Below are 23,806 nucleotides of genomic sequence, written 5' to 3' on the forward strand. Positions count from 1 at the left end.
AAGCAATCGCCAACGCTCTCAAACGCTTCTCACCCGATGAATGTCAAAATTATCTCGCCGCCGCTGGATACGACGCTACCTGATCGAAAAATGCTCTAGCGCGCGCGGCTGAGCGTGTGTCATGAACAACCGTCGCTGTTGATGTGAGTCAATGTGAACTGGTTCACGGTATGATGGATAAATTTGGATGGCGTGGGTCCGCAGATGCCGAGTCGGCTGGTTGTGACATGTCAACAGGCGGCGAAGCACGTCCGGGAGGATGCATGATGGGTTGGTCCATATCGCTCGGACGCATTGCCGGTACCGAGGTGCGCATCCACCTCACATTCTTCTTTCTCGTTGCATGGTTCGCTTTTGCCGCCGGCTCGAGGGGCGGACAAGCTGCGGCTGTCGAGGCCATTGTTCTCATTCTGGCAGTTTTCGGATGCGTTCTAGCTCACGAGTACGGGCATGTTTTGACGGCACGGCATTTCGGCATCGCAACGCGCGACATCACGCTTCTTCCCATCGGTGGCGTCGCAAGCATCGAAAGAATGCCAGAAAAGCCTGGCCAGGAGCTGTTGATCGCGCTCGCCGGGCCGGCAGTGAACGTCGTCATCGCTCTATTGCTTTTCACTGTATTCGGTGCGCGCCTCGATCCGGAACGGGCTGTGGATGCGGTTGGAGATCTTAAAATTGATCTCGTGACGCAACTCGCGGTCGTTAATGTCATACTGGTGATCTTCAATATGATTCCGGCCTTTCCCATGGACGGTGGCCGCGTGCTTCGCGCTCTTCTATCCTATCGGCTCGATCGGGCGCGAGCGACCCGCATTGCGGCATCCATAGGGCAAGCGGCTGCTTTCGGCCTCGGGTTCCTGGGGTTGTTTGGGAACCCGTTGCTGCTGTTCATCGCCCTGTTCGTATTTCTCGCTGCGAGCTACGAGGCCCATGCGGTCGAGCTCAGGGAGGCCGCCAAGGGCGTGGCGACTCGCAAAGCCACCATCACGTCATTCGCCACGCTCGATACCCAAGCGACCGTCCAACAGGCGGTCGATACGCTGCTTACGACGACGCAGCGCGAGTTTCCGGTCACGGATAGGAGCGGAAGGCTTCGCGGCGTGTTGACACGGGACGGTATGATCCGCGCCTTGGCGGCGACCTGGCCGGGGACCGCGGTGCTCGACGTGATGGAGCGCGATGTGGTGACAGTCAACTGCCACGCACCACTCTCGGAGGCGGTCACAGCGCTCCAAACAAGCGGTCGCCCAGTTGTCGGCATCGTCGACGATGAGGCGCGTGTCGTCGGCATCATTACGCTTGAGAATCTGGCCGAGTACATGATGGTCGATGCCGCCAGCCGGGGATGGCGCGAACTGGCTCCCGCGTCACCCATGGATGTTTCGCACCACAAGTAGGTCTTTGGGAGGCCGTGCTTAGGTTTGCGATCATCATGTCCGACGGCAGCGATCACAAGCAGGAACGGTGGAGGCGGCGCTGCTCGGCGTCATCGCTGCCTGGCTCTTGCTCGGCTCAGTCACGTGCGTAAGGGCATACTCAGAGTGCATATTCAATGGGAGATCAGGACAATGATTGCCAATGTAGGAAACTTGGACCGGGCGGCTCGTCTTGTGCTCGGCGTGGCGCTGATTGCAGTCGCGCTTCTTAGCGGCTGGGCCATCTTTGATGGAGTTGCGCTGAAGTACGGAACCATTGTCCTGGGCATCGTGATGATGGCGACAGCCACAATCCGGTTCTGCCCGCTCTACACCGTTCTGAGGGTCAAGACATGCCGGAACTGAGCGTTATCGAAACCCTTTTCACCCCCTGGCAATCGCTGGCGGGTGGTGTGCTGATCGGGCTGGCTTCGGTACTGCTGATGCTGACGCTGGGCCGGGTCATGGGCGCCACCGGCGTTCTTGCCGGCGTGCTGACCCCATCGGCGCATCCGGATGCCGGCTGGCGCCTTGCCCTTCTGGCCGGGATGATCAGCGGTCCTCTGGTCGTCCTGGCGGTCACCGGACAGATGCCTGCGGTCGAAGTGCCGGCGTCCATGCCGATGCTCCTGGCTGGCGGTCTGCTGGTCGGAATCGGGGTCACCTATGGGTCGGGTTGCACCTCGGGGCATGGGGTCTGCGGAATGGCGCGGTTGTCGCGCCGGTCAATCGCCGCCACGGCGACCTTCATGCTGACCACCGGATTGACCGTCTTTGTTATTCGCCACGTTCTGGGGGCCTAAGCCATGCGTCTCGTTTCAACCTATCTCATCGGGCTGATTTTCGGCGTCGGCATCGCAGTCTCGGGCATGGCTAACCCGGCTAAGGTGCTCAACTTCTTTGATGTTGCAGGCACCTGGGACCCGAGCCTGATCTTCGTGATGGGCGGCGCAGTTATGGTGGCCTTCATAGGCTACCGCATCGTGCTGCGAAGGCCCGCACCGATCATCGACGCTAAGTTTCACTTGCCCGACAACCCGCGCATCGATGCGCGTCTGCTCGGCGGCTCGGCCCTGTTCGGCGTGGGCTGGGGCATCGCCGGGTTCTGCCCGGGCGGCGCACTCCCCGCCTTGGGAACGGGCCGGATCGAGGTCTTCGCCTTCGTGGCGGCCCTCATCGTCGGGATCTTTTCTGCCAAGGGGCTGATGGCGCTGACCCATGCTCGCGCCGCGCGCCTGCTGCGCCGTGAAACCTGAACTGAAAAGGAAACCATCATGACCGACTATCCGATCGACATGTCCGTGAAACCCCAGGTCGAGGCGTTCTTCGACCCGGCGACCAACACCATCAGCTACGTGGTCAAGGACCCCTCCTCGAATGCCTGTGCCGTGATCGATTCCGTCATGGATATCGACTATGCGGCAGGCCGGATCACCTATGATCATGCCGACGCCATCATCGACTACATCCGCAAGAACGATTTGAAGCTGGAGTGGATCATCGAAACCCACGTCCATGCCGATCACCTATCCGCCGCGCCCTACATCCAGAACGCCCTGGGTGGCAAGATCGGTATCGGCGACAAGATCATGGTCGTGCAGAATACCTTCGGGAAGATCTTCAACGAAGGCACCGAGTTTCAGCGCGACGGCAGCCAGTTCGACGCGCTGTTCGAGGATGGCGATACCTACATGGTCGGTACCATGCAGGCAGTGGCGATCCACACGCCTGGCCACACGCCCGCCTGCATGGTGCATGTCATGGGCGATGCGGCCTTTGTGGGCGATACACTCTTCATGCCCGATGGCGGGTCGGCCCGCGCCGATTTTCCCGGCGGCGATGCGGCGACGCTTTACGACAGTATCCAAAAGGTGCTGGCCCTGCCGGATGAGACGCGCCTGTTCATGTGCCATGACTACGGCCCCGACGGCCGCGACATCCAGTGGGAGACCACGGTGGCGAGCGAAAAGGAGTACAACATCCATGTCGGGAAAGGGACCACGAAAGAGCAGTTCGTGAAGTTCCGCACCGAACGCGATGCAACGCTGGCGATGCCGAAGCTCATCATCCCGTCGCTCCAGGTCAACATGCGCGCAGGTGAGGTGCCGACCGACAAGGACGGCCGTCCGATGCTCAAGGTGCCCGTCAACGGGCTCTGACCAGACACTCCGTAGAAGAAGCGACAACGGTCCACTGGAAGCCTGAAGCAGAAATAACCGTCGCATGAACGTCGCGTCGCTCGCCCGCTATGTTCCGATCCTGAAATGGGGCCGGACCTATGGCCGAAACGCTCTGACGGGCGACGTGCTGGCGGCGGTGATCGTGACGATCATGTTGATCCCGCAATCGCTCGCCTATGCGCTGCTTGCCGGATTGCCGCCCGAGGCCGGGCTTTATGCCTCGATCGCACCCATTATCCTCTACGCGATCTTCGGCACCAGCCGGGCGCTGGCGGTGGGGCCGGTGGCCGTGGTGTCGTTGATGACGGCCGCTGCAATCGGAAATATCGCCGACCAAAGCACCATGGGCTACGCCGTTGCAGCCCTGACCCTGGCGGCACTGTCGGGCGCGATCCTGCTGGTGATGGGGCTTCTGAAACTTGGGTTCCTTGCCAACTTCCTTTCGCATCCCGTCATCGCAGGTTTTATCACTGCATCGGGCATCCTAATCGCGACCAGCCAGATCAAGCATATTCTGGGCATCAGCGCGGGCGGCGATACCCTGCCCGAAATGGTAATCTCGCTGGTCGGGAACCTATCTGCTACGAACTGGATCACGCTGGTGATTGGGGTTAGTGCCACCACGTTCCTGTTCTGGGTGCGCAAGGGGCTTAAGCCGCTGTTGTGCCGAATCAGACTTGGCCCGAGACTGGCCGATATGGTCACCAAGGCCGGGCCGGTGCTTGTCGTGATGGTAACGACGGCGGCGGTTTGGGGCCTCGGGCTGGATGCAGAGGGGATCCGGATCGTTGGCGTGGTGCCGCAGGGCCTGCCACCACTGACGCTGCCGTCGTTTTCAACCGATCTGATCCGCCTCCTCCTCTTACCAGCGCTGCTGATCTCGGTCATCGGCTTCGTTGAATCCGTGTCGGTCGCGCAGACGCTCGCCGCCAAGAAGCGCCAGCGGATCGATCCCAATCAGGAACTGATCGGTCTTGGCGTCGCGAACCTCGGAGCGGCCTTCACAGGTGGCTATCCCGTGACGGGCGGGTTTGCCCGGTCAGTCGTCAACTTCGATGCAGGGGCTGAAACACCGGCCGCGGGGATCTTTGCAGCTTTGGGCCTGTCCATCGCGGCCATCGCGCTGACCCCGCTGATTTATTTCCTGCCCACCGCCACCCTGGCCGCCACAATCATCGTGGCTGTCCTGTCGCTGGTGGATTTCTCAATCCTCAAGCGCAGCTGGACCTATTCCAAGGCAGATTTCAGTGCAGTTGCCGCCACCATCCTGCTGACACTGGGGCTGGGTGTGGAAACCGGCGTTTCGGCGGGGGTGGTCCTGTCCATCGCGCTGCACCTCTACAAATCATCTCGCCCCCATTTGGCCGAGGTGGGTCTTGTTCCGGGCACGCAGCACTTCCGGAACATCCATCGTCACAGCGTTTTGACCGACCCGACCCTTCTCACCATCCGCATCGATGAAAGCCTTTACTTCGCCAACGCCCGCTTTCTGGAAGATTATGTTGCTGATCGCGTCGCCACGGATCGCCCTATCAGGAACGTGGTGCTGATGTGCTCTGCCATCAACGAGATCGACCTGAGCGCGCTGGAAAGTCTGGAAGCAATCAATCATCGGTTGGAGACAATCGATGTGAAGCTGCACCTGTCGGAAGTGAAGGGGCCCGTGATGGACCGGTTAAAGAAATCCGATTTTCTTGATTTGCTGACCGGCCAGGTTTTTCTGTCACAATACGACGCCATGCGGGCCCTTGCTCCTGAGCAGGCATTGACGTGAAGCGCTGTTGGCGGCGCCATGCCGGCGTTCCACGCACATGGCTTCGGCGATGATGATCCCCGGCGTGCGACGGGACGGCGACCAGAAGACCGACATTCGGACCATCGGCGAAGCCTGCTCTGAACTGGCGCGCTCGCCATTAGGCCTGCCGCTCCAGGTCCCAGCGCAGGTTTCTCTTTGCTCAAACGGCGGCTACGGCCTTGTCCAGCAAATCGCGCACCTGACCCGCGACCTCACGCAAGGCGGGGTTATCGATGGCCTGCATCGATGCAACGGGATCAACCGCGCTGACCTCGACCCCACCCTCGACCTCCCGAAGGATGACGTTGCAGGGCAGCATCGCGCCCACCCGGGGCTCTATGCCGATGGCCTGATGCGCCATCCCCGGGTTGCAGGCGCCGAGGATCCGATAGGCCGGCATCTCGACATCCAGCTTCTTTTTCAAGGTTGCCTTGACGTCGATTTCGGTGAGGACGCCAAAACCATGCTTGCTCAGCGCGCTGCGCGCGCGAAGCTCCACATCGTCTATTGTGGCGTCTGCAATCATGCGATTGATTGTGTAGTTCATAGGTCATCCACTTTCTAGATTGGCCTGGGGTCGGTTTGCAAAAACACCAGACAGGGTTTGCTCGCTTCAGCTTGACCATGACAGCCCGAAATAGGCCGCCACTTCCTGGTTTTATAAGCGGCCGTGGGCAGGGCGCAAAAGGAGCCGTCATTCTGACTTTGGAACTTAGTGAACGAACACAAACTGACCTTGACGAACATCAATCGTCGACACCATCGAGCGGCGCTTTTTGGTTCGGTCGACTTATGCTTCTCATATAAGCGACGGCTTTCACGAGGCGTGCCCTAAGTGCGTTGACCAACTCGGTGCAATGACTGTCCGCTCCCGTCCGCACTAGCCTGGCAGCACGGGTGCAATGTTCGCCAGCTCAGGTCTTAATGCTTGACATCGTGCAGCTTCGCGCCAGATTCACGGAATTACAAGTCAGCGACTAGATCGCTTCGGAATTCTGAATGTCAATCGGCTCCTAGAACTTCAAATTCGCAAACGCACGCCGATTCTAGGCATCCTTTTGCGGACGTGGTTCGGATATTCTCTTTTAGAAGGTTTTTTCTGATCATTTCGCGGACGCGAATGAGGAAGCATCCAGCTTGGTCCTTTGGAAAGGCGCCAAGCTCACTGCTCTTGCCGTGCGCACCTGATACACAACGCCGCTTCCGGACGAACCTCTAGACGCTTGGCTGAAATCTGCTCTCCGCAGCGGACACACTCACCGTATGTTCCATTCTTGATTCGCGTCAATGCGCGCTGCACGGAAGCGATCTCTCGCACGAGGAGCGCAGCTTGTCCTTCGAGCGAAGCGTCATCCTCCAATTCGACCGCTTGTTCGGACGAGTCAGGATTGAGTGGTGTGGCCAAGTCCTGCGCAATCCGTTCCTGCCGTTCTTTAAGCTCCACAAGTTGTGCCTCAAGATGGGCTTTCGCTGCCGCAGTGTCGGCCATGCCAAATCTCCTTTGTTTGCCCCAATAATAACAGCCAACGTCGCTTTGCAAAGCTGCTCATCATGAAGCCAATGGATGCCGCGCGCGGTCTCTTAGGCGCGAACAGATGACGATCCAATGATTGACTGCCCAGCGTTGTGTTTCGGCGTGGGGGCTCGACCGTAGTCGGCAAGGGTCCATAATGCCAACTCAACGATATCCATGGGCTGAAGGCTTCCATAGCATAATTTTGACATGGTCGGTCGCGGCGGGATTGCCAAGGATATGATCGCGTTTGTAAAGCGCGACGTTCAAGTCGTGATCAACGACGTACGGATCGATTGTAGGATTGGATGTAAGGGTTTGACGAGCGGCACCGCGCGCTATCGGCTTGAATCAGCATCGTAGCAAAACCGGGGTTCACAGCCTGGGCGGGGCAGGCGAGTATCTGGTGGCCCGGGGAATTACTGCCGCACTTGAGAGAAAATCGGGTTCCGCGTACTGAGGCTACAACTGTCTTCCAACTCTGCGGGTCAGCGCAGCCCAAGGCGCCGTCGAGCCTACAGGTATCCATGCATCTTGACGAAACGATCAGCTCATCGCGAAGTTAACTAAGTTCGCCGGGTTGCGACCTGGCTTTAGCGCTCTGCGAGTTCAACCCTACCCCGTTAGTTGACCGAAGTCGGCGAATATACGTCGCTGATAAAAGCAGCTTGGTTTTAGTCAGGCATTATCAATGGAGTTCCGGATGGCGGAGCTGGATGACACGCAACTAGGTCTGATGGACCGCTACTGGCGAGCAGCCAACTACGTATCCGTGGGCCAGATATATCTAATGGACAATCCCCTGCTGCGCGAGCCGCTGAAGGCACAGCACGTGAAGCCACGGCTTCTCGGTCATTGGGGCACAACGCCGGGACTGAATTTCATCTACGTGCATCTGAACCGCGTCATCAAGAATCGCGGTGCCGACATCCTCTACATCTGTGGCCCCGGTCATGGCGGGCCGGCGGTGGTTGCTAACACTTACCTCGAGAGCTCCTACAGCGAGATCTACCCAGAGATCACGCAGGACGAGGAGGGATTGCGGAAGCTGTTCCGGCAGTTTTCGTTCCCAGGCGGCATCCCAAGCCACGCAGCCCCGGAGACGCCTGGCTCTATCCATGAGGGAGGCGAACTCGGCTACGCCCTTGTCCATGCTTTCGGCGCCGCCTTCGACAATCCCGCCCTCACGGTGGCGTGCGTGGTCGGCGATGGTGAAGCCGAGACGGGTCCGCTGGCTGCTGCATGGCATTCCAACAAGTTCCTGAACCCGAAGGTGGACGGCGCTGTCCTACCGATCCTACATCTGAACGGCTACAAGATCGCAAACCCCACCCTGTTGGCGCGCATGTCGGACGCGGAACTCTGCGAGCTTTTCAGGGGCTACGGCTACGACCCTCTTTTCGTCGAGGGGCATGAGCCGATGCCAATGCACCGCGCCATGGCGGGATCTTTGGACCTGGCCATGGATCGTATCAACGACATCCAGGGGGGCGCGCGAGCTGAAGGCGGGTCAGGCGAGCGGCCGCGTTGGCCGATGATCGTCCTGCGCAGCCCCAAAGGGTGGACCGGACCAAAGGAGGTTGACGGTAAGAAGGTCGAGGACTTCTGGCGCTCCCATCAGGTCCCCGTGTCCAACGCCCGCGGCGATGACGCGCATCGCAAGATCCTGGAGGAGTGGTTGCGCAGCTACCAGCCGCAGGAGCTGTTCGACGTCAACGGGCACCTCCTGCCGGAGATCGCTGCCCTGGCGCCTGAAGGCGACAAGCGCATGGGATCGCTACCGCATGCCAATGGCGGGCTGCTGAAGAAGGATCTCCTCTTGCCGGATTGGAGGGGTATGGCGGTCGAAGTCGGCAGGCCCGGAGAGACGATCGCCGAGACGACCCGATACATGGGGGCTTATCTGCGTGAGGTCATCCGCCTCAATGCCGAGGCAAAAAACTTCCGTCTCATGGGACCGGACGAAACCGCGTCCAACAGGCTTGATGCAGTCTTCGAGGTGACGGATCGGGTCTGGATGGAGAAGATCGAATCCTACGATGTGCACTTGGCTCGGGATGGCCGGGTTATGGAGGTGCTGTCAGAACATCTCTGCCAAGGGTGGCTGGAAGGTTACCTGCTGACGGGCCGCCACGGCGTGTTCTCCTGCTACGAGGCCTTCATCCACATCGTTGATTCGATGGTCAATCAGCATGCCAAGTGGCTGAAGGTTATGGCAGAGCTCCCATGGCGCAAGCCCATCGCCTCTCTGAACTATCTCCTGACCTCCCACGTCTGGCGCCAAGACCACAACGGCTTTAGCCACCAGGATCCGGGATTCGCCGACTTCGTCGCCAACAAGAAAGCTGACATCGTGCGGCTCTACTTCCCGCCCGACGCCAACACTCTACTCTGGGTCACCGACCACTGCTTGAGGACCCGGAACCGGATCAACGTGGTCACGGCCGGCAAGCAGCCTCAGCCGCAATGGTTGCCTGCCGAAGAGGCCGAACGCCACTGTGTGGTGGGTGCCGGGATCTGGAAGTGGGCCGGCACTTGCGGAGGGGGCGAGGATCCTGACGTGGTGATGGCCTGCTGCGGCGACGTGCCAACACTAGAAACCCTTGCTGCCGTCGACCTGCTGCGCCGCGAGTTGCCTGATCTCCGGGTCAGGGTTGTCAACGTCGTCGACCTGATGACGCTGCAATCCAAGGCAACACACCCGCACGGATTCACCGACGAGGAGTTCGACGCTCTCTTCACACGGGAAAACCCGGTGATTTTCGCGTACCACGGCTATCCCTATCTCATCCACCGCCTGACCTATAATCGGACCAATCACACGAATTTTCATGTGCATGGATTCCAGGAAGAAGGCACAACCACCACGCCCTTCGACATGGCGGTCTTGAACCAGATCGATCGCTTCCATCTGGCCATGGCCGCTATCCGGCGGCTGCCCGATCTCGGCGCCGAGGGCGATCGGGCGATAGACAAGTGCAGGCTTTCGCTCGAGGAGCACTCCCGCTATGTGCGCGAGCACGGCGAAGACATGCCTGAGATCCAGAAATGGAGTTGGCTCCACAAGACCGCGGCAGAGGCAAGAGACTGACTAGCGCTCAGCCAGCGACGTTATACCGCTTCAGACTACACGAGCTCATCTGTCACGGTGACTTCAATCCTGGCTGCGTGGCCCTCGATGGACGTGCATGGCTGAGACCGCGCTGGGAAAGCGCCATGTGGCCACGGGACTTGCCGGCCGTAAGCGCTTCCGCCATCAGGAGTTGAGAGCACGGCCGGTCAGGCGGGCCGCTCGCGTACGCTGGGCGCGAATGGGGAGGCGTTCTCGCCATGCCGGCAGTGAAGGCGATGCCCTCGAGCCTCTCCAAGCGGAAATCGTTGCGCCGGTCTCGCTCCGGATGCGGCGCACGAATATGTCGTCGCTTCGGTCGCGATCGAATCGTCGCGCATGCAACGCGCACATGTCGACGGAGATGCCGCCCCCCAGCAAGTTCTCGACTTCGGAAGCCCTCATTACCCTCATATATCTGGACGTGGAGAGGCGGCGCCAGGATCAATCGTGCCACTACATTGGCACGAACGGTCGCCGCCGGGCGCTGGGGCGAATACAAGATGTTCTAATTGATAACGGCTCCCAGAAGCTATGAAGGCGGACGTCTCAACTGCGTAGTTCCTCGAACCAGCCGAGGCGGCGCATCAGTAGCTTCTCGCCTTCAAGGAACAGCATCAGCGCGAAGCCGATTCCGATGATCAACGCGCCGTCGGCGAGGGTGAGAGGCTCGCTGTGGAATAGACCGTGCATGAAGGGGGCGTAGGTGAACAGCAGCTGGGCGATCACAACCACCGCAATCGCGGCAAGCACCGCCGGCGTGCCTAGCGCACCGCGCCAGGTTAGCGAGCGCATGCTGAGATAGCGCACATTGAACAGGCAGAATGTCTCGGCCACCACCAGCATGTTGACGACCATAGTTCGCGCTACGTCTATTGCCCGACCATTAGCCAGTGTTTCAAAGAAAACGCCAAACGCGACGCCCGCAAAAAGGACCGACACTACGATCACTCGCCACAGCAGGAAGGCGGACAAGAGTGGAGCATTTGCGGCCCTGGGGGGCGCTGCATGACGCCGGGTTCGGCAGGCTCGAAGGCCAGCACAAGGCCGAGACTTACGGCGGTGACGAGATTAACCCAAAGGATCTGGGTTGCGGTCATGGGTAGTGCAAAGCCGACCAATACGGCGAGGATGACCGCGATGGATTCACCGCCATTGGTCGGCAGCGTCCAGGAGATCACCTTGCGGATATTGTTGTAAACGGTGCGTCCTTCTTGAACAGCCGCCACAATCGACGCGAAATTATCATCAAGGAGTATCATCTCCGAAGCTTCCCGCGCAGCTTCGGTGCCCTTGAGCCCCATTGCCGTTCCCACGTCAGCCTGTTTAAGTGACGGTGAATCATTCACTCCATCGCCCGTCATTGCAACGATCGCGCCACCTGCCTGGAGCGCCCGGACGATGCGCAGCTTATGCTCGGGGGTGGTGCGCGCGAAGACAGCTATTTGCGGGACCCATCGCCCGCAACGCCTCATCCGCCAGGGGATCGAGTTCGGCACCGGTCATCGCCCTGGGATCGTCAGCAAGGTCCAACTGCCTGGCGAGGGCCAGTGCTGTCGCGACATGGTCGCCGGTAATCATCTTCACGTCGACTCCGGCGGAGCGGCATTGCGCAATGGCGAGCAGGGCTTCATCCCGCGGTGGGTCGATGAAGCCGATCAGTCCAAGAAACACCACATCCGCCTCGAGATCGGAAAATGCCAGCCTTTCGGTAGTGCACGGCAGCCGCTTGGTGGCGAAACCGAGCACGCGCTCGCCGGCGGCGGCAGCGGTTGCGATGTGGGTGTCCCACTTCGCGGACTGACACGTCCCGCGTCATGGCGAGCAGGGCTTCAGGCGCACCTTTGAGGAATACGATCGACTCACCTGCCGGACTGCGATGCAATGTCGCCATGAATCGGTAAGCTGCGTCGAAGGGTATTTCATCGAGCCGTGCCCATTCGCCGCGGACATGATTCGGATTGAAGCCGGCCTTCATCGCCAGCGCTGTCAGCGCTCCCTCCATGGGATCGCCTTCGACTTGCCCATCGCCAGCCTCCCGCCTCAACTGAGCGTCGTTGCACAACACCCCGCACCGGATGATCGCACACGCAGCCGCAATCGCTGCCGCATCATCATCGTGATTCTCGGCTGTCAGCTCGCCTTCGGGCACATAGCCTGATCCTCCGACGAGCAATTGATGATCTTCGACAAAGACGTGCCGGACTGTCATCTCATTGCGTGTGAGAGTACCCGTCTTGTCGGTGCAAATGACCGACGTTGCGCCCAGCGTCTCGACAGCAGGCAGCTTGCGTATGACTGCCTTGCGCGCCGCCATCCGGTGGACGCCGATCGCGAGTGTGATTGTTATGACGGCTGGCAACCCCTCCGGGATCACTCTGACCGCCACTGCCACGACGGCGATCAAGGCATCATCCCAGGCAAAACCCCGTACGAGAACGGCGAAGGCAAAGAGCAAAATCCCGCCGGCAAGCACGGCCCAGGTGAAACGGCGGGCAAAGCTGTTGATCTGCCTGAGGAGCGGTGTGGTAAGCGGCTCAACCCCGCGCAGCAATCCGCTGATGGCCAATCTGGGTCGCCGCACCGGTCGCTACGACAATCGCCGTCGCCTGCCCCGCCGTCATCATCGTCCCGGAAAACGCAACGCTTAGGCGATCACCCAGCGGTGCCTCGATGTCGACCGGAGACTCTTGGTTATCAGCGTTGACAGATTCGCCGGTCAGCAACGCTTCGTCGATCTTCAGCCCGCGCGCGTGGAGGATGCGCATGTCGGCGGGAACACGATCACCCGCTTGCAGGATCACTATATCGCCCGGAACCAGATCCGCGACCTCGACGGTCTTGCGCCCACCATCCCGCAACACCGTTGCATGAGGCGAGATCAGGTTCCGGATTGCCCCCAGCGCGTGCTCAGCCTTGCCTTCCTGAACAAAGCCGACAACCGCGTTGGCAATCACAACAGCAGCTATGACGGCGGCATCGACAGTGTGGCCCAGGAACATGGCCGCAGTGGCTGCGGCAAGCAGGAAGTAGATCAGAGCGCTGTTGAACTGCGCTAGAAACCGGATCACCGGGTGGACAGTTGCGGGTGCTGTCAGGCTGTTCGGGCCAAATTTGGCCAGTCGCCGTAGCACCTCACTCTGATCGAGTCCGGAACGATTGCCCTCCAACAGGGTGAGAACCCCATCCTCCGGGAGCGCATGCCACGCGACCTCTTTGTCGATCTGCACATATTTCTCCGACGCTTGACGCTGCGTAGATGATTGCGAGTCCGAAGAGCGTAGGGAAGAATACCAACTAGCGGCGGTCACTCATGGTAACATAAGGGCGGGGCTGAACAGCGCGAAATCAATCAAGATAGGTGATATACCGGCGATATTTGCGCATGGGCCTATCGGTCTGCGTTACAGTTGGCGCAAATCTGCTTGGCGCTGCGAATATCGTTGCCGTCGACAGGCTGCCCGAACAGCTCGGCATGCCGCGCGTCCTAGGGTCGGGACCCATAAAAGTGATTCCTTCGGCGCTGTGTTTGTGATTCACGGTCTCCGACAGGAGGCTTTTGATGGAGTCGCGATTGCAAAGATCATGCGCATTACTGAAGGCGGGATGTTGACGTCACAATCGAGGCGCTTGGCAAACAGGCGACGTTCGAAGCTTGTCTGCCGGTGCTCAGACCCGGCGGGACGCTGTCCAGCCTCGGGGTCTACTCCTCTGACCTGACCATCCCCTCGATGCATACGCCGACGGCATCGAGGACAATCGGAATGTGACAAGCCTTTGCCAAGGCCGCAAGGAGCGGCGGCTCGTAGCTGTCATTGAATCAGGGTGTGTGGATCTTACCGCGATGGTTTCCCATCTCTTCAGACTCGATGACATCGAAGCCGCTTACGAACGTTTCGTTAGTCAAGAGGATGGCGTTTTCAAGATTGCCATCACATCCTGAGGGCCGGGACGGAGTGGCCCCTGCGACGTTGATGCGCTGAACTCGTCTGAAAGGCGTTTCGTGAAGATACTGGTAATAAACTGCGGCAGCTCGAGCTTGAAAGTCGGCGTTTTCGAAATCGAGGAAAAATCGACCGAAGTCTTCAAGGCGAGCTACGAAAAGTTTGAGGCCGGGTCCTGTTCCTATGAAATTACGTCGGGCGGCAAAACGGCGACAGGCGAAGCGCCCCTCAACGATATAGCCGCTGCCCTGGTTGCCCTTCCGCGCAGTCTTGCAGACCGTGGCGTCACGAAACTGGACGCGGTCGGACACCGGATCGTCCATGGAGGTGAAGACTTTCGAACCACGACGGTCCTCGACGAATCAACCATCAAGGTTATCGAGACGCTGACGCCGTTGGCGCCGCTGCACAATCCCCCAAATCTTTTGGGTGTGCGAATTGCAAAAGAAGTCTGGCCGAACCTGCCGCAGGTTGCGGTCTTCGACACCGCTTTCCATAGCACCAATCCACCTCGCGCCACGACCTACGCGGTGCCGAGGACGTGGCGCGATGCTGGTCTGCGGCGCTTTGGGTTTCACGGCACTTCACACAAATATGTGGCTATCCGTGCCGCCGAAGAGATTGGGGTGCCGCTGCGAGATCTGCAGATCGTCAGCGTGCATCTCGGAAACGGGGCCAGTGTCTGCGCGGTGAATTACGGGGAAAGCATAGACACCTCCATGGGCATGACGCCGCTCGAAGGGTTGGTTATGGGAACACGTTCTGGCGACGTCGACCCGGGCCTGTTTGGATTCCTTTCGCGGCAACATCGGCTGTCGATCATGGAAGTTGAGGAAGCACTTTATTCCGATAGCGGGCTCAAGGGACTCACGGGCTCCTCCGACATGCGCGATGTCGAAGATCGTGCCCGCGAAGGTGACGCCGATGCCCAGCTTGCTATCGCATTGTTCGCCTATCGCGCTCGAAAATATATTGGAGCCTATGCGGCGGCGATGGGTGGCCTCGATGCTGTCGTCTTTACCGGAGGCATCGGCGAGAACTCCCCGTCAATGCGTCGGCGCATCTGCGATGGACTGGAGTTCATGGGCCTGCGGCTCGATCACGACCGAAACCAAGTTGTGGACCTTGCTAACCACGGTGCACCGCAGATCCAGGCCTATGGCGCCAGAGTGCGGGTAATCGTCACCAGGACTGCCGAGCAATTGATGATCGCCCGGGAGACAGCTGCTGCATTGAAGCCTATGACATCAGTGCCCGCACCGATCCCGATCGCGGTGTCGGCCCGCCACGTTCACTTGTCCCGGCGAGCAGTCGAGGCCTTATTTGGGGCCGGCTACCAACTGACTCCCGCTGTTTCTCTGCGGCAGCCTGGCAAATGGGCAGCCAGCGAGCGCGTGATGCTGGAGGGGCCTAAAGGTCGCTTAGAGCGCGTTGCCATTCTCGGTCCGGAGCGGCCCCGGACGCAGATCGAAATCTCAAGAACGGATGGCTTCGCGCTCGGCATCGACGCCCCGGTTCGCGACAGTGGGAAGCTGGAGGGGACGCCAATGGTGCGGCTCATCGGACCTGCCGGTATCCTTGACAGCGACGGACTGATTGTGGCCGCACGGCATATTCATACCAACCCGGATGATGCGTCACGCCTGGGCCTTATGGACGGCACGCTCGTGGACGTTCACATCGAAGACGAAGAGCGCGGGCTGGTGTTTGGTAAGACGCTCATCCGCGTGAGCGCCAACGCTGTAACCGAGATGCATATCGACACTGATGAGGCAAACGCCGCCGATATCCGCATCAGCGCTGAAGGATCGCTCGTTCCCGATCTTTCCGCCCTGGCCGTGCGGAGCACAGAGCCGTAGATCCGAAATTGGATACTAGCACGATAGAACTGAAAAATGCTTGATGACATGCTTTCTCGCTCTCGCATCGGAGCGAAACTCGGACAACGCCTTAGGTGTTTGGTCCCGGCATATCGGATAAGACTTGAACTTCTTCTTTGGTGGTCTGTCGCCCGCAACCTCGGGTAAGCCGCTCGGCATCATCGCCGTCACATGGCTCATGGTGCGGCTGGGCTGGTGCCGCTTGCCGCCCGGCGTGACCTGGGGAGAGGTCGCCCTGATCGGCCTGCTCGCCGGGATCGGCTTCACCATGTCGATCTTTATCGCCATGCTCGCTTTCGAGAATGAAGCGCTGTTGAGCGCGGCAAAACTCGGCGTACTGTTGGGTTCACTGACGGCCGCGCTGATCGGCTTGGCCTGGGGCCTCGTCCAGGTGCGGCGTCTTCGCCGGTAAAGGCAGTTCTCCAGGATGAGATCGACCACGACCTCCTTCAAGGCAGTCGCGGAAGGAGGCGCCTGTCAGCTCGTTTTCTTCGCAAGCGCGTCCCGCTCGTGGGTGAGTCGCTCCAGTTCTTCCGTTTGTTGAGCGATCCTATCAGACACCAAAGCTTCGCTTTCAGCTCCTGACGTCGCTGTCGCCTGTTCGATCAATTGCCGGATATTGTCCTGAATGATGCCGATCCGGGCCTCGATCTCTGAGAGAGTCCGTGTTCCAGCCATCGGCATTTCTCCGTATTTCGGCAATTCTTCGCTCATTCTTGGAGGTAAAATCCATGGACGACGTTCACAAGGCCCCCACCTTCAGGATTAGGTTTGCCGCGAGGTTCCAGATTGAGCAAGGTTCCCGCCATTCTCTAGCCGGCCCTTCCAACCCTTGTCCTCCGAAGTAGTTGACGACACGGTCGCTGGATCGGTCGCCCGCCTTGTAACGGCGCAGCGCCTCTGCATCGTCGTCGAGAAACATCGCCAGCGCCATTTTGCTGACGATCCATTGTCCGCTTCGACGTGCTGGAACATAATGTCGCGATGCCGCTTGAGCAGCTGCACGATGCGCCGGAGGATCCCCTTGCGCTTCTCGCGGTTCGGGAACGCCTCGATGTCGGCCCGGATGCCGCTATCGGCGGCGATCGACTTGGTGAATTTGAGGCGCGGTTGGAGCTGGCAACGCCGCTCGAACAGCGCCTTGTAACCGAGCGGGTTGGTCGGCTTCCATGTCTTCACTGATTTGTCGGGCACCAGGTCACCGCCGTTGCTGCAACGGGGGTTGAAGATGGTCGGTGAGATGTCGAGGTGGAAAGCCCGCTCGTAGTTGAGGCGCCAGCACCGCTTCTTCTCCTCCAGCATCGTCCGGTACAGGCCGTGCTCGCGCAGCCGATTGCTGATGATCTGCTTCAGCACCGACGGGGAGGTCGTGTCGGTGAGGTTGTGGACCCGGCAGATGGTGTCGACATCGAAGTCATCGCGGCGATCGGGCGGATGGTGGTGCCAAGGGCGCTCAAGCCGTGGGCGTACAGCGAAATGTTTTTGAGGATCGGGTTGTCCGACACGCTCAACCAAGCGGCGACGGTCTCGTAGCTGGTCTTGGACTGCTCGTACTGCGTGTCGGTCGGCTCGAGTCCCTGACAGATCTCCTCGAGGATTTCCCAAGTTGCGGCCTTGCGCATCTGGAAGTGGCCGAACGCGGTACGCGTGGGATACGGCGTATCCAAAGATGGAAGCCAAGGCTAACCAGTTCGCAGCGATGGTGCTTATGCCTCCGGATGATTTCCGCGAACAGACTAAGTCGTTCTTGGCGCCGACGCTCGCGCAGTTCGAAGATTTGAAAGATCGTTATGAGGTCTCGCTCACTGCGATCGTCTTGAACTGGCTAAAAACGACCGATCGGCGGGCGATGATTGTCGTTAGCAAAGATGGCTTTATCGACTGGTCATTGGGAAGCGACCGTTTATTCAGGTCAGGCGTATTCTTCCAGGCAAAGAAGGAAACGATCCCAATTCCGGAAAGGTCTCTGGCTGCGCTTGGATCCGCGTGCGGCAAAGAAGACGCACGACATCCGGCCGGGGTTTGGAACGCCCGGGAGGGCGTTCTAGAATCCGTTGTGTTCGCCGATGCGCATGGCATGACTATCTCGTTACTGATCTATCCGAAAGATGCGCCATCACGATGGGAAGCGGCTGAGGAAGAGGCGGAGCTGATGGACACCTACGAAGCGTTCAAGCGCGGGCAACGATAGTAGCGTCAGCATCGAGATCGTCGTTATCGCTGCCGAAGTCCAAGAGTGGAAATACTGTCCGTCGTCAGATAATTTGAGACTGATCAGGCGTTTCGAGAAGAGAGGATCTGGCTCGTCAGGGGTTAGAGTTTAAGCGGCCCGCAGCTGATGCTGCAAGCGGCGGTTTGCGATAGTGGTAAGCTTGATACGTTTGCGTTCGGCGAGGATCGCCTCAGATCTGCCGAAGTAAACATCGGCAGGTGTAACGTTGCCGATGCTCTCGTGGTAGCGGACGTGATTGTAGTGCTCGACGAAGGCGGCGATCTGGGCTTCGAGATCACCCGAGAGGAAGTAATTTTCGAGAAGGATGCGGTTCTTCAGCGTCTGGTGCCAGCGCTCGATCTTGCCCTGGGTCTGAGGATGGTACGGCGCGCCGCGCACATTAGCGTTCAGCGCGCCGATGCCCGGAATGCCCTGTCAACCGCCGGGCTCGATCGTCGGTCCGCGCCATAGCTGCGAACTCAGCGTCAAATGCGGCGATCCGGAGATCCAGCTCCTCCCAGCGTGTGCGCATATCCCGGAGCAGGAACGTCATCCGGGGGCTCAGAGCGCCCGCGCTGCAATCCAGTAGTTCGCTGAGCAGGAGGCGTAGTTGGGCATGGCCCTGCGCCACGACGTGCCCGCGCTCCATTAGAACAAAATAGGAACACTATCGCTGCCCGTCAAGACGGAAACGCGACATGCAAATCCATCTACTCACGAACGATCAATCGGAGGCCGAGAACCTTGAGATCGCGGTCGGGCAGGCCATCGCTGCCTGCGACGGCGATCTGCGGACGACGATCCGAGCTTTGATCGTAGCGAATGCGTTTCGGGAAAAGCAGGTCTCGCACGGTTACGCGCGCCGAAATTGGCGACTTTCTCGGCCTGACGATTGGAACCGTTTCGCGCGAGCTCACGCGGCTACGGCGAGTCGGAGTGATCAAGATTTCCTCGCACCGCCACATCAACATTCTGAATCACGAAGCGGCGATCTTCAACATCGCTGTCCGCAGTTATAGGCTCGCTTTTCAAGCTCATTGAGATGGTCGATCTTAATAGTGGGGATTGTTTTGAGGCCCATTTCGGCGACAGCCTGTTTCACGTCAATGAAACGCGTCCGTGAAGGCGTAGACGTGACGGTCACCTTTGCAGATGCTGGCGTGGGTGAAGAAGCGCTGCGGCACCATCAGATGCAAATCGTCCTTTGCGCGGGTCATCGCGACACGCATTTCTTTTGGAAATGACATTCCTGTACTCCCGTTTCGGCAATTGCGATCGATCTCGGCGGCAGGAGCCCTGCTGCCGGTCGTCGAACGAGGAGATGACGACCTCGTGCACGTAGCCACGGACCAGCACCTTCTGGTGCCCACCAATGTCTAATAGACTGAATGTAGATACTCGGCTGAACGACTACTCGGTGCCCCCGGCCTATGTGTGGGGTCGAGGTGATTGCGCGCCATCTGCGCTCACGGCTTGCTCCTGATGCTGGCTCTATTTCCACTCGAGGCGCTGTCTGGCGGCATGACGCCCCGTGAAAGCATGCCCGGGTTTTATCCAGAATATCATGCTTGCCGCCCCAAGACTCGCTTCGCGACCATGGCGCAGGCTGTTCTGTTCCGCGGCGCCGGCTTCGATGTGGTCTGGCCGCAATTTCATTGCGCTACTCGGGATCGGTTCTGCGCTATTCACTTTTTCTTTGTGGCGCCTCCGGAAAGCGCTGAGATGACGGCGCACGATTCATGCGAATCGAACCTGTCACCGAGGATGCTTCTCAGTCACTCGACTACGCCGAGTAGCCGCAGGTATCCGGCGCGATCCCTTGCGATGAATCAAAACATGGAGTTCCTTAGCTAGGTTAAAAATCTCCAAAAGGAGGGATTCATGGCCTTCAAGGATGTTCTTCTAACGCTGACGAGCTATCCGGAGCCGACGCCCGTCTCGGTGGTGGACGATGCAGTTTCGATAGCCGCCGCCCTTGGTGCTCATCTGGCGGCGATTTCCTACGAAGTACATGTAGAAGTGCCAGGCAGCTTCCTTGCCAGGACGATCATTGACATACCCGGGATCGCGGCCCACGAAACGGCCAAGAGCCGAAAGAATGCCAAAGAGCTGCTCGCCGCGTTTGAAGCGGCGGCTGCAAAATTCGGCGTTCCGCATGAAACCATTTTCGAAAAATGCGCACCCCATAGGACCGCAGCGCTGCTGGTCGGCTATGCGCGGCTTCGCGATCTCACGATTATGCCGGTCCCGGAATCATATGAACTGTGGTGCGCGGAGGAGATCATCTTCGAATCGGGCAGGCCGGCGCTGATCCTGCCTGCTTCCCCGCGATCAGGTCCGTTCCAGCTCGACACCGTCGGCGTAGCCTGGGATTTCAGCCGTACCGCGGCGCGTGCGGTTTCGGACGCGCTCCCCCTTCTTGAGAAGGCGAAGAAAGTCCGCGCCGTTATTGTCACGAATGAAAAATCATTTGGCTCCCAACATTCCCCCGAAGAACTGGCAAAAAATCTTGCCCGTCACGGTATCGATGTCATTGTGGATGAGGTGGACGCCGAGGGCAGGCCGATTGGCGAGGTCCTTGAAGCATACGTGCTTTCGCGTCAGATCGACCTGCTTGTAATGGGAGCCTACGGGCAGTCCAGATGGCGTGAGTTCGTACTTGGAGGTGCAACCAGGAGTCTGCTGTCGAAACCGCCTGTTCCGGTTTTCTTCTCGCATTGACGAGGTGCGATGCAAGGGCGCTATTCGCATCCGGCGAAAATGCGTGCGGTTGGATTTGGCATGTTTCGAGCGAAGTGAATACCGGTTCGCGTGAAGAAAACGTGTCAAAACAGCATCCAGAGCTTCGCTTCTGATTCAATCAGAAGCGAAAATGTTCTAAGAAAATTTCGAACGAATTCTGAGCGGTGTTTTCTTGCAGCAGCAGTGGCAGCAACCAAGAGATCCACATCGCCTCTCGGCGGATGAGGTATTCAAAGCGCTCGGCACGACGATGCAGTTCGGGTTGAGCGGTGACGAGGTTAAGCGACGCCTTGGGCGCTATGGCCGCAATGAACTGCAAGCGGAACCGCCCAGGGCTGCCTGGCTGAAGTTCCTTGATCAGTTCGCCAACATCCTCGTGGCCCTTTTGATCGTCGCGGCGGTGATCTCCGCCGGCCTTTGGTTCTATGAATCTCGTTCCGCGCTGCCTTACGAAGCCATTGCGATCTTCGTCATCGTTCTTCTGAATGCGGTGCTGGGCTATGTCCAGGAATCTCGAGCTCAGAAGGCCATGGCGGCGCTGCGCCAGATGGCGGCGACGCGTGCTAGTGTCATCCGGGAAGGCGCGCCGCAAACGATCGCCGCGGCGGAGCTGGTTCCGGGCGACATCATTTTCATCGAGGAAGGCAGCACGATCCCCGCTGACGCGCGGCTTGTTCAATCAACCGCGCTGCAGCTCCAGGAGGCAGCGCTGACCGGAGAAAGCCTTCCAGTCTCGAAGAACACGCTGCCCGTCACCACCGAGGCGGAATTAGGTGACCGGCACAACATGGTCTTCAGCGGGACGACCGTCGCTTATGGGCACGGTCGCGCCGTGATCACGGGGACGGGCATACAGACCCAGATAGGTCGCATCGCCGGTCTGCTCGAAAGGGCGCCGGAAGAGACGACCCCCCTTCAGAAGGAGCTTGATCGCGTCGGCAAGCTGTTGGCGATGGTCGTCATAGTCACCGCGGCGGCAATGATCGGGATCATCCTGCTCATTAGCGAGATTCGCGGACTCTCCGATGTGTTCGATGCCTTGATCTTCGGCGTTGCGCTTGCCGTGGCAGCGGTCCCGGAAGGCTTGCCAGCCATCGTGACGGCCGTGCTGGCCCTCGGCGTGCAGCGGATGGCCAAGCGAAACGCCATCATTCGTAAGCTCGCCGCGGTCGAGGCCCTGGGTTCGGCGAACGTCATCGCTTCCGACAAAACCGGAACGCTGACGAAGAACGAGATGACCGTCCGCCGTATCGTTACGGCCAGTGGATGCACCAATTTGAACGGCACCGGCTATGTCCCCGACGGGGACCTGGAGTTTCAGTCGTCGAATGACGCCGCCCTTCAGCACGAGCTGAGCCGCGCGCTGCGCGCGGCCGACCGGGCCAACAATGCAATTCTCCGGGAGGACGATGGCAGATGGACGATTCATGGTGATCCGACTGAGGCCGCGCTGATTGTCGCGGCGCGCAAGGCGGGGCTGACGGCAGAGGCGCTGGACAAGCGTTTTTCCCGCATAGCCGAGGTCCCGTTCTCGTCGGAGCGCAAGCTCATGAGCACGATTCACGCTGATGCCAAGAGGCGCGAGCGGCTTATCGCTCTGACGAAAGGCGCGCCTGACGTTCTGCTCACCCGCTGTTCGCACGAGCTTGTAGGCAGAGAGGCGAGGCCGCTGACCGATGCGCGCCGGGCTGAAATCCTGATGAGCAATGAAGCGCTGGCTGCGGACGCGCTTCGGACGCTGGGAGTGGCATTCCGCTCGCTGCCACCCGACCTGGAGGAGCGAGAGGGCTTTGACGAAAGCGTCGAGCAGGATCTCGTCTTCCTGGGGTTGATCGGAATGATGGACCCGCCGCGGGAGGAAGCACGTATCGCCATCGCCAAGGCGAAAAGAGCGGGTATCCGCCCGATCATGATCACCGGCGATCATCCGAAGACCGCCACCGTGATCGCCGCCGAACTTGGCATCGCATCCGGCGGCCGCGTCGTCGCTGGCCTTGAGTTGAAGACTATGAGTGACGACGCGCTCGACCGGGTGGTCGCGGAGGCTTCGGTCTACGCGCGGGTCAATCCGGAGCACAAGCTGCGCATCGTCGAGGCGCTTCAGCGGAACGGAATGATGGTGGCGATGACAGGCGACGGCGTCAACGACGCACCGGCCCTAAAGAGGGCGGATATCGGCATCGCCATGGGGATCACCGGCACCGATGTCTCCAAGGAAGCAGCTGACATGGTGCTGGCCGACGATAATTTCGCGACGATTGTGGCGGCAGTGGAGGAGGGACGGGCAATCTTCGCCAATATCAGAAGATTTCTGCGCTATCTGCTGTCGTCGAACTTCGGCGAAGTCATGACGATGTTCTTTGGCGTGCTGCTCGCTGGCGTGATCGGCCTTTCAGCGCCGGGAGGGGACGACGGCACGCTCATCCTTCCCCTAATGGCCACGCAGATCCTGTGGATCAATCTGGTGACAGATGGCGGTCCTGCGCTTGCCCTCGGAGTTGACCCGATCGACGCCCGAACCATGACTCGTTCGCCGCGCCCTCGAGGCGAAGGCGTGATCACCCGCCGGATGTGGAAAGGTATCTTTTTCGTCGGCGCCGTGATGGCGGCCGGAACGCTTTTCGTGCTCGACGCTTCGCTTCCCGGCGGTCTGATCGAAGGCAAGGGATCGGTCGCCTATGCGCAGACCATGGCGTTCACCACGTTGACGATGTTTCAGCTGTTCAATGTGTTCAATGCTCGCTCCGATGAGCAGAGCGCGTTCGTTGGGCTGTTCAGGAATAACTGGCTGTCGGCGGCCGTCGTGTTTTCTCTGATCCTCCACATCGCTGTCGTCTATGTGCCGTTTCTTCAGGAAGCGTTCTCGACGACAGCTCTGGGTCCGGGCGACTGGTTGATGTGTACGGTGGTCGCAAGCTCGGTATTGTGGCTGCGTGAGCTTGGCAAGCTCCCGGTCCGGGCGGGTTCACCCCACCGCCGGGATTGATCCCTTCGACGCGGACGTGATCGATGCTGA

The 23,806-nt window shown here is 59.7% G+C and carries 20 protein-coding genes and 5 pseudogenes; 13 read left to right on the plus strand and 12 right to left on the minus strand.

The annotated features are described in order from the left end of the window. Positions 1 to 266 precede the first annotated feature (266 nt). The 6 genes from B2M20_RS07725 to B2M20_RS07750 all read left to right on the plus strand — a co-directional run bounded on the left by B2M20_RS07725 (position 267) and on the right by B2M20_RS07750 (position 5,369). On the plus strand, positions 267 to 1,397 hold the full coding sequence (locus B2M20_RS07725; RefSeq protein WP_079446511.1) for a site-2 protease family protein: 1,131 nt from the start codon (positions 267 to 269) through the stop codon (positions 1,395 to 1,397). 171 nt (positions 1,398 to 1,568) lie between these two features. Then, positions 1,569 to 1,781: a YgaP family membrane protein gene (locus tag B2M20_RS07730; protein WP_079446512.1), complete on the plus strand. Its 213-nt coding sequence runs from the start codon at positions 1,569 to 1,571 to the stop codon at positions 1,779 to 1,781. Further along, complete coding sequence (locus B2M20_RS07735; RefSeq protein ID WP_079446489.1) at positions 1,769 to 2,218, plus strand: YeeE/YedE family protein; 450 nt, start codon at positions 1,769 to 1,771, stop codon at positions 2,216 to 2,218. Before B2M20_RS07730 ends, B2M20_RS07735 begins: the two co-directional genes overlap by 13 nt. A 3-nt stretch (positions 2,219 to 2,221) precedes the next feature. Further along, complete coding sequence (locus tag B2M20_RS07740; RefSeq protein WP_079446490.1) at positions 2,222 to 2,671, plus strand: YeeE/YedE family protein; 450 nt, start codon at positions 2,222 to 2,224, stop codon at positions 2,669 to 2,671. Positions 2,672 to 2,689: 18 nt separating this feature from the next. Beyond that, positions 2,690 to 3,574 carry an MBL fold metallo-hydrolase gene (locus B2M20_RS07745; RefSeq protein WP_079446491.1) on the plus strand — a complete coding sequence of 295 codons (885 nt, stop codon included), beginning with the start codon at positions 2,690 to 2,692 and terminating at the stop codon, positions 3,572 to 3,574. 64 nt (positions 3,575 to 3,638) lie between these two features. Then, complete coding sequence (locus B2M20_RS07750) at positions 3,639 to 5,369, plus strand: SulP family inorganic anion transporter (protein ID WP_079446492.1); 1,731 nt, start codon at positions 3,639 to 3,641, stop codon at positions 5,367 to 5,369. 181 nt (positions 5,370 to 5,550) lie between these two features. Here B2M20_RS07750 and B2M20_RS07755 read toward each other — a convergent pair whose 3' ends face one another. Together B2M20_RS07755 and B2M20_RS07760 are read right to left on the minus strand one after the other, a co-directional pair. Further along, complete coding sequence (locus B2M20_RS07755) at positions 5,551 to 5,937, minus strand: DUF302 domain-containing protein (protein WP_009800311.1); 387 nt, start codon at positions 5,935 to 5,937, stop codon at positions 5,551 to 5,553. Positions 5,938 to 6,552: 615 nt separating this feature from the next. After that, a complete protein-coding gene (locus B2M20_RS07760) occupies positions 6,553 to 6,879 on the minus strand; it encodes a TraR/DksA family transcriptional regulator (protein WP_079446493.1) in 327 nt (108 codons plus the stop codon). 727 nt (positions 6,880 to 7,606) lie between these two features. Here B2M20_RS07760 and B2M20_RS07765 point away from each other — a divergent pair. Further along, complete coding sequence (locus tag B2M20_RS07765; RefSeq protein WP_079446513.1) at positions 7,607 to 9,994, plus strand: phosphoketolase family protein; 2,388 nt, start codon at positions 7,607 to 7,609, stop codon at positions 9,992 to 9,994. 567 nt (positions 9,995 to 10,561) lie between these two features. Here the strand turns inward: B2M20_RS07765 and B2M20_RS20770 are convergent. The 4 genes and pseudogenes from B2M20_RS20770 to B2M20_RS20215 form a co-directional block, all read right to left on the minus strand. Then, positions 10,562 to 11,487 (minus strand): annotated as a pseudogene (locus tag B2M20_RS20770) (HAD-IC family P-type ATPase). Further along, positions 11,423 to 11,761: a hypothetical protein gene (locus tag B2M20_RS20570; RefSeq protein ID WP_476638870.1), complete on the minus strand. Its 339-nt coding sequence runs from the start codon at positions 11,759 to 11,761 to the stop codon at positions 11,423 to 11,425. Before B2M20_RS20570 ends, B2M20_RS20770 begins: the two are co-directional and overlap by 65 nt. After that, complete coding sequence (locus B2M20_RS20845) at positions 11,643 to 12,581, minus strand: HAD-IC family P-type ATPase (protein WP_476638871.1); 939 nt, start codon at positions 12,579 to 12,581, stop codon at positions 11,643 to 11,645. The genes B2M20_RS20570 and B2M20_RS20845 overlap by 119 nt, the downstream gene beginning before the upstream one ends. Then, positions 12,550 to 13,242, minus strand: coding sequence for an HAD-IC family P-type ATPase (locus tag B2M20_RS20215; RefSeq protein ID WP_476638872.1), 693 nt, complete (start codon positions 13,240 to 13,242; stop codon positions 12,550 to 12,552). Before B2M20_RS20215 ends, B2M20_RS20845 begins: the two co-directional genes overlap by 32 nt. Positions 13,243 to 14,015: 773 nt before the next feature. Between B2M20_RS20215 and B2M20_RS07780 the strand changes: the two genes are divergently transcribed. Both B2M20_RS07780 and B2M20_RS07785 read left to right on the plus strand, forming a co-directional pair. Further along, the gene (locus B2M20_RS07780) at positions 14,016 to 15,815 is read left to right on the plus strand and encodes an acetate/propionate family kinase (protein ID WP_079446495.1); all 1,800 of its coding nucleotides are present in this window, start codon (positions 14,016 to 14,018) and stop codon (positions 15,813 to 15,815) included. A gap of 124 nt (positions 15,816 to 15,939) precedes the next feature. Beyond that, on the plus strand, positions 15,940 to 16,248 hold the full coding sequence (locus B2M20_RS07785) for a Na+/H+ antiporter NhaA (protein ID WP_338013163.1): 309 nt from the start codon (positions 15,940 to 15,942) through the stop codon (positions 16,246 to 16,248). A gap of 65 nt (positions 16,249 to 16,313) precedes the next feature. Here the strand turns inward: B2M20_RS07785 and B2M20_RS07790 are convergent, their stop codons facing one another. Together B2M20_RS07790 and B2M20_RS19045 are read right to left on the minus strand one after the other, a co-directional pair. After that, on the minus strand, positions 16,314 to 16,514 hold the full coding sequence (locus B2M20_RS07790) for a hypothetical protein (protein ID WP_079446515.1): 201 nt from the start codon (positions 16,512 to 16,514) through the stop codon (positions 16,314 to 16,316). Between the two features lie 87 nt (positions 16,515 to 16,601). Continuing rightward, positions 16,602 to 17,351 carry a nucleotidyltransferase domain-containing protein gene (locus B2M20_RS19045; protein ID WP_139372862.1) on the minus strand — a complete coding sequence of 250 codons (750 nt, stop codon included), beginning with the start codon at positions 17,349 to 17,351 and terminating at the stop codon, positions 16,602 to 16,604. A 91-nt stretch (positions 17,352 to 17,442) separates the two neighbouring features. Here B2M20_RS19045 and B2M20_RS07810 point away from each other — a divergent pair, with 91 nt between their 5' ends. Then, complete coding sequence (locus B2M20_RS07810) at positions 17,443 to 18,027, plus strand: ImmA/IrrE family metallo-endopeptidase (protein ID WP_274533954.1); 585 nt, start codon at positions 17,443 to 17,445, stop codon at positions 18,025 to 18,027. Between the two features lie 129 nt (positions 18,028 to 18,156). Here the strand turns inward: B2M20_RS07810 and B2M20_RS07815 are convergent. The 3 genes and pseudogenes from B2M20_RS07815 to B2M20_RS19755 all read right to left on the minus strand — a co-directional run. After that, positions 18,157 to 18,450 (minus strand): annotated as a pseudogene (locus B2M20_RS07815) (integrase core domain-containing protein); the annotation flags it as partial. After that, positions 18,451 to 18,703 (minus strand): annotated as a pseudogene (locus B2M20_RS20225) (IS110 family transposase); the annotation flags it as partial. Between the two features lie 55 nt (positions 18,704 to 18,758). After that, on the minus strand, positions 18,759 to 18,899 hold the full coding sequence (locus B2M20_RS19755) for a hypothetical protein (protein WP_173815948.1): 141 nt from the start codon (positions 18,897 to 18,899) through the stop codon (positions 18,759 to 18,761). A 1-nt stretch (position 18,900) separates the two neighbouring features. On the opposite strand from B2M20_RS19755, the pseudogene B2M20_RS07825 reads away from it, so the two are divergent. Then, a pseudogene (locus tag B2M20_RS07825) lies at positions 18,901 to 19,089 on the plus strand (helix-turn-helix domain-containing protein); the annotation flags it as partial. Here the strand turns inward: B2M20_RS07825 and B2M20_RS20230 are convergent. Next, a pseudogene (locus B2M20_RS20230) lies at positions 19,043 to 19,271 on the minus strand (hypothetical protein); the annotation flags it as partial. The pseudogenes B2M20_RS07825 and B2M20_RS20230 sit on opposite strands and share 47 nt — an antisense overlap. Positions 19,272 to 19,929: 658 nt before the next feature. Between B2M20_RS20230 and B2M20_RS07835 the strand changes: the two are divergent. Next, positions 19,930 to 20,769, plus strand: a complete 840-nt coding sequence (locus tag B2M20_RS07835) for a universal stress protein (protein ID WP_079446501.1) — start codon at positions 19,930 to 19,932, stop codon at positions 20,767 to 20,769. Positions 20,770 to 20,962: 193 nt separating this feature from the next. Beyond that, on the plus strand, positions 20,963 to 23,776 hold the full coding sequence (locus B2M20_RS07840; protein ID WP_079446502.1) for a cation-translocating P-type ATPase: 2,814 nt from the start codon (positions 20,963 to 20,965) through the stop codon (positions 23,774 to 23,776). Positions 23,777 to 23,806: the final 30 nt, after the last annotated feature.

The organism is Nitrobacter vulgaris (assembly GCF_002028545.1).
Taxonomy (GTDB): Bacteria; Pseudomonadota; Alphaproteobacteria; order Rhizobiales; family Xanthobacteraceae; genus Nitrobacter; species Nitrobacter vulgaris.

Excerpts from the sequence above, each read along its gene's own strand:
- B2M20_RS07765 (WP_079446513.1), top strand. The coding sequence starts at position 7,607 with ATGGCGGAGCTGGATGACACGCAACTAGGTCTGATGGACCGCTACTGG.
- B2M20_RS07755 (WP_009800311.1), bottom strand. The coding sequence starts at position 5,937 with ATGAACTACACAATCAATCGCATGATTGCAGACGCCACAATAGACGAT.
- B2M20_RS07790 (WP_079446515.1), bottom strand. The coding sequence starts at position 16,514 with ATGGCTGGAACACGGACTCTCTCAGAGATCGAGGCCCGGATCGGCATC.
- B2M20_RS07735 (WP_079446489.1), top strand. The coding sequence starts at position 1,769 with ATGCCGGAACTGAGCGTTATCGAAACCCTTTTCACCCCCTGGCAATCG.
- B2M20_RS07730 (WP_079446512.1), top strand. The coding sequence starts at position 1,569 with ATGATTGCCAATGTAGGAAACTTGGACCGGGCGGCTCGTCTTGTGCTC.
- B2M20_RS07745 (WP_079446491.1), top strand. The coding sequence starts at position 2,690 with ATGACCGACTATCCGATCGACATGTCCGTGAAACCCCAGGTCGAGGCG.
- B2M20_RS07760 (WP_079446493.1), bottom strand. The coding sequence starts at position 6,879 with ATGGCCGACACTGCGGCAGCGAAAGCCCATCTTGAGGCACAACTTGTG.
- B2M20_RS07835 (WP_079446501.1), top strand. The coding sequence starts at position 19,930 with ATGGCCTTCAAGGATGTTCTTCTAACGCTGACGAGCTATCCGGAGCCG.
- B2M20_RS07740 (WP_079446490.1), top strand. The coding sequence starts at position 2,222 with ATGCGTCTCGTTTCAACCTATCTCATCGGGCTGATTTTCGGCGTCGGC.
- B2M20_RS07750 (WP_079446492.1), top strand. The coding sequence starts at position 3,639 with ATGAACGTCGCGTCGCTCGCCCGCTATGTTCCGATCCTGAAATGGGGC.
- B2M20_RS07725 (WP_079446511.1), top strand. The coding sequence starts at position 267 with ATGGGTTGGTCCATATCGCTCGGACGCATTGCCGGTACCGAGGTGCGC.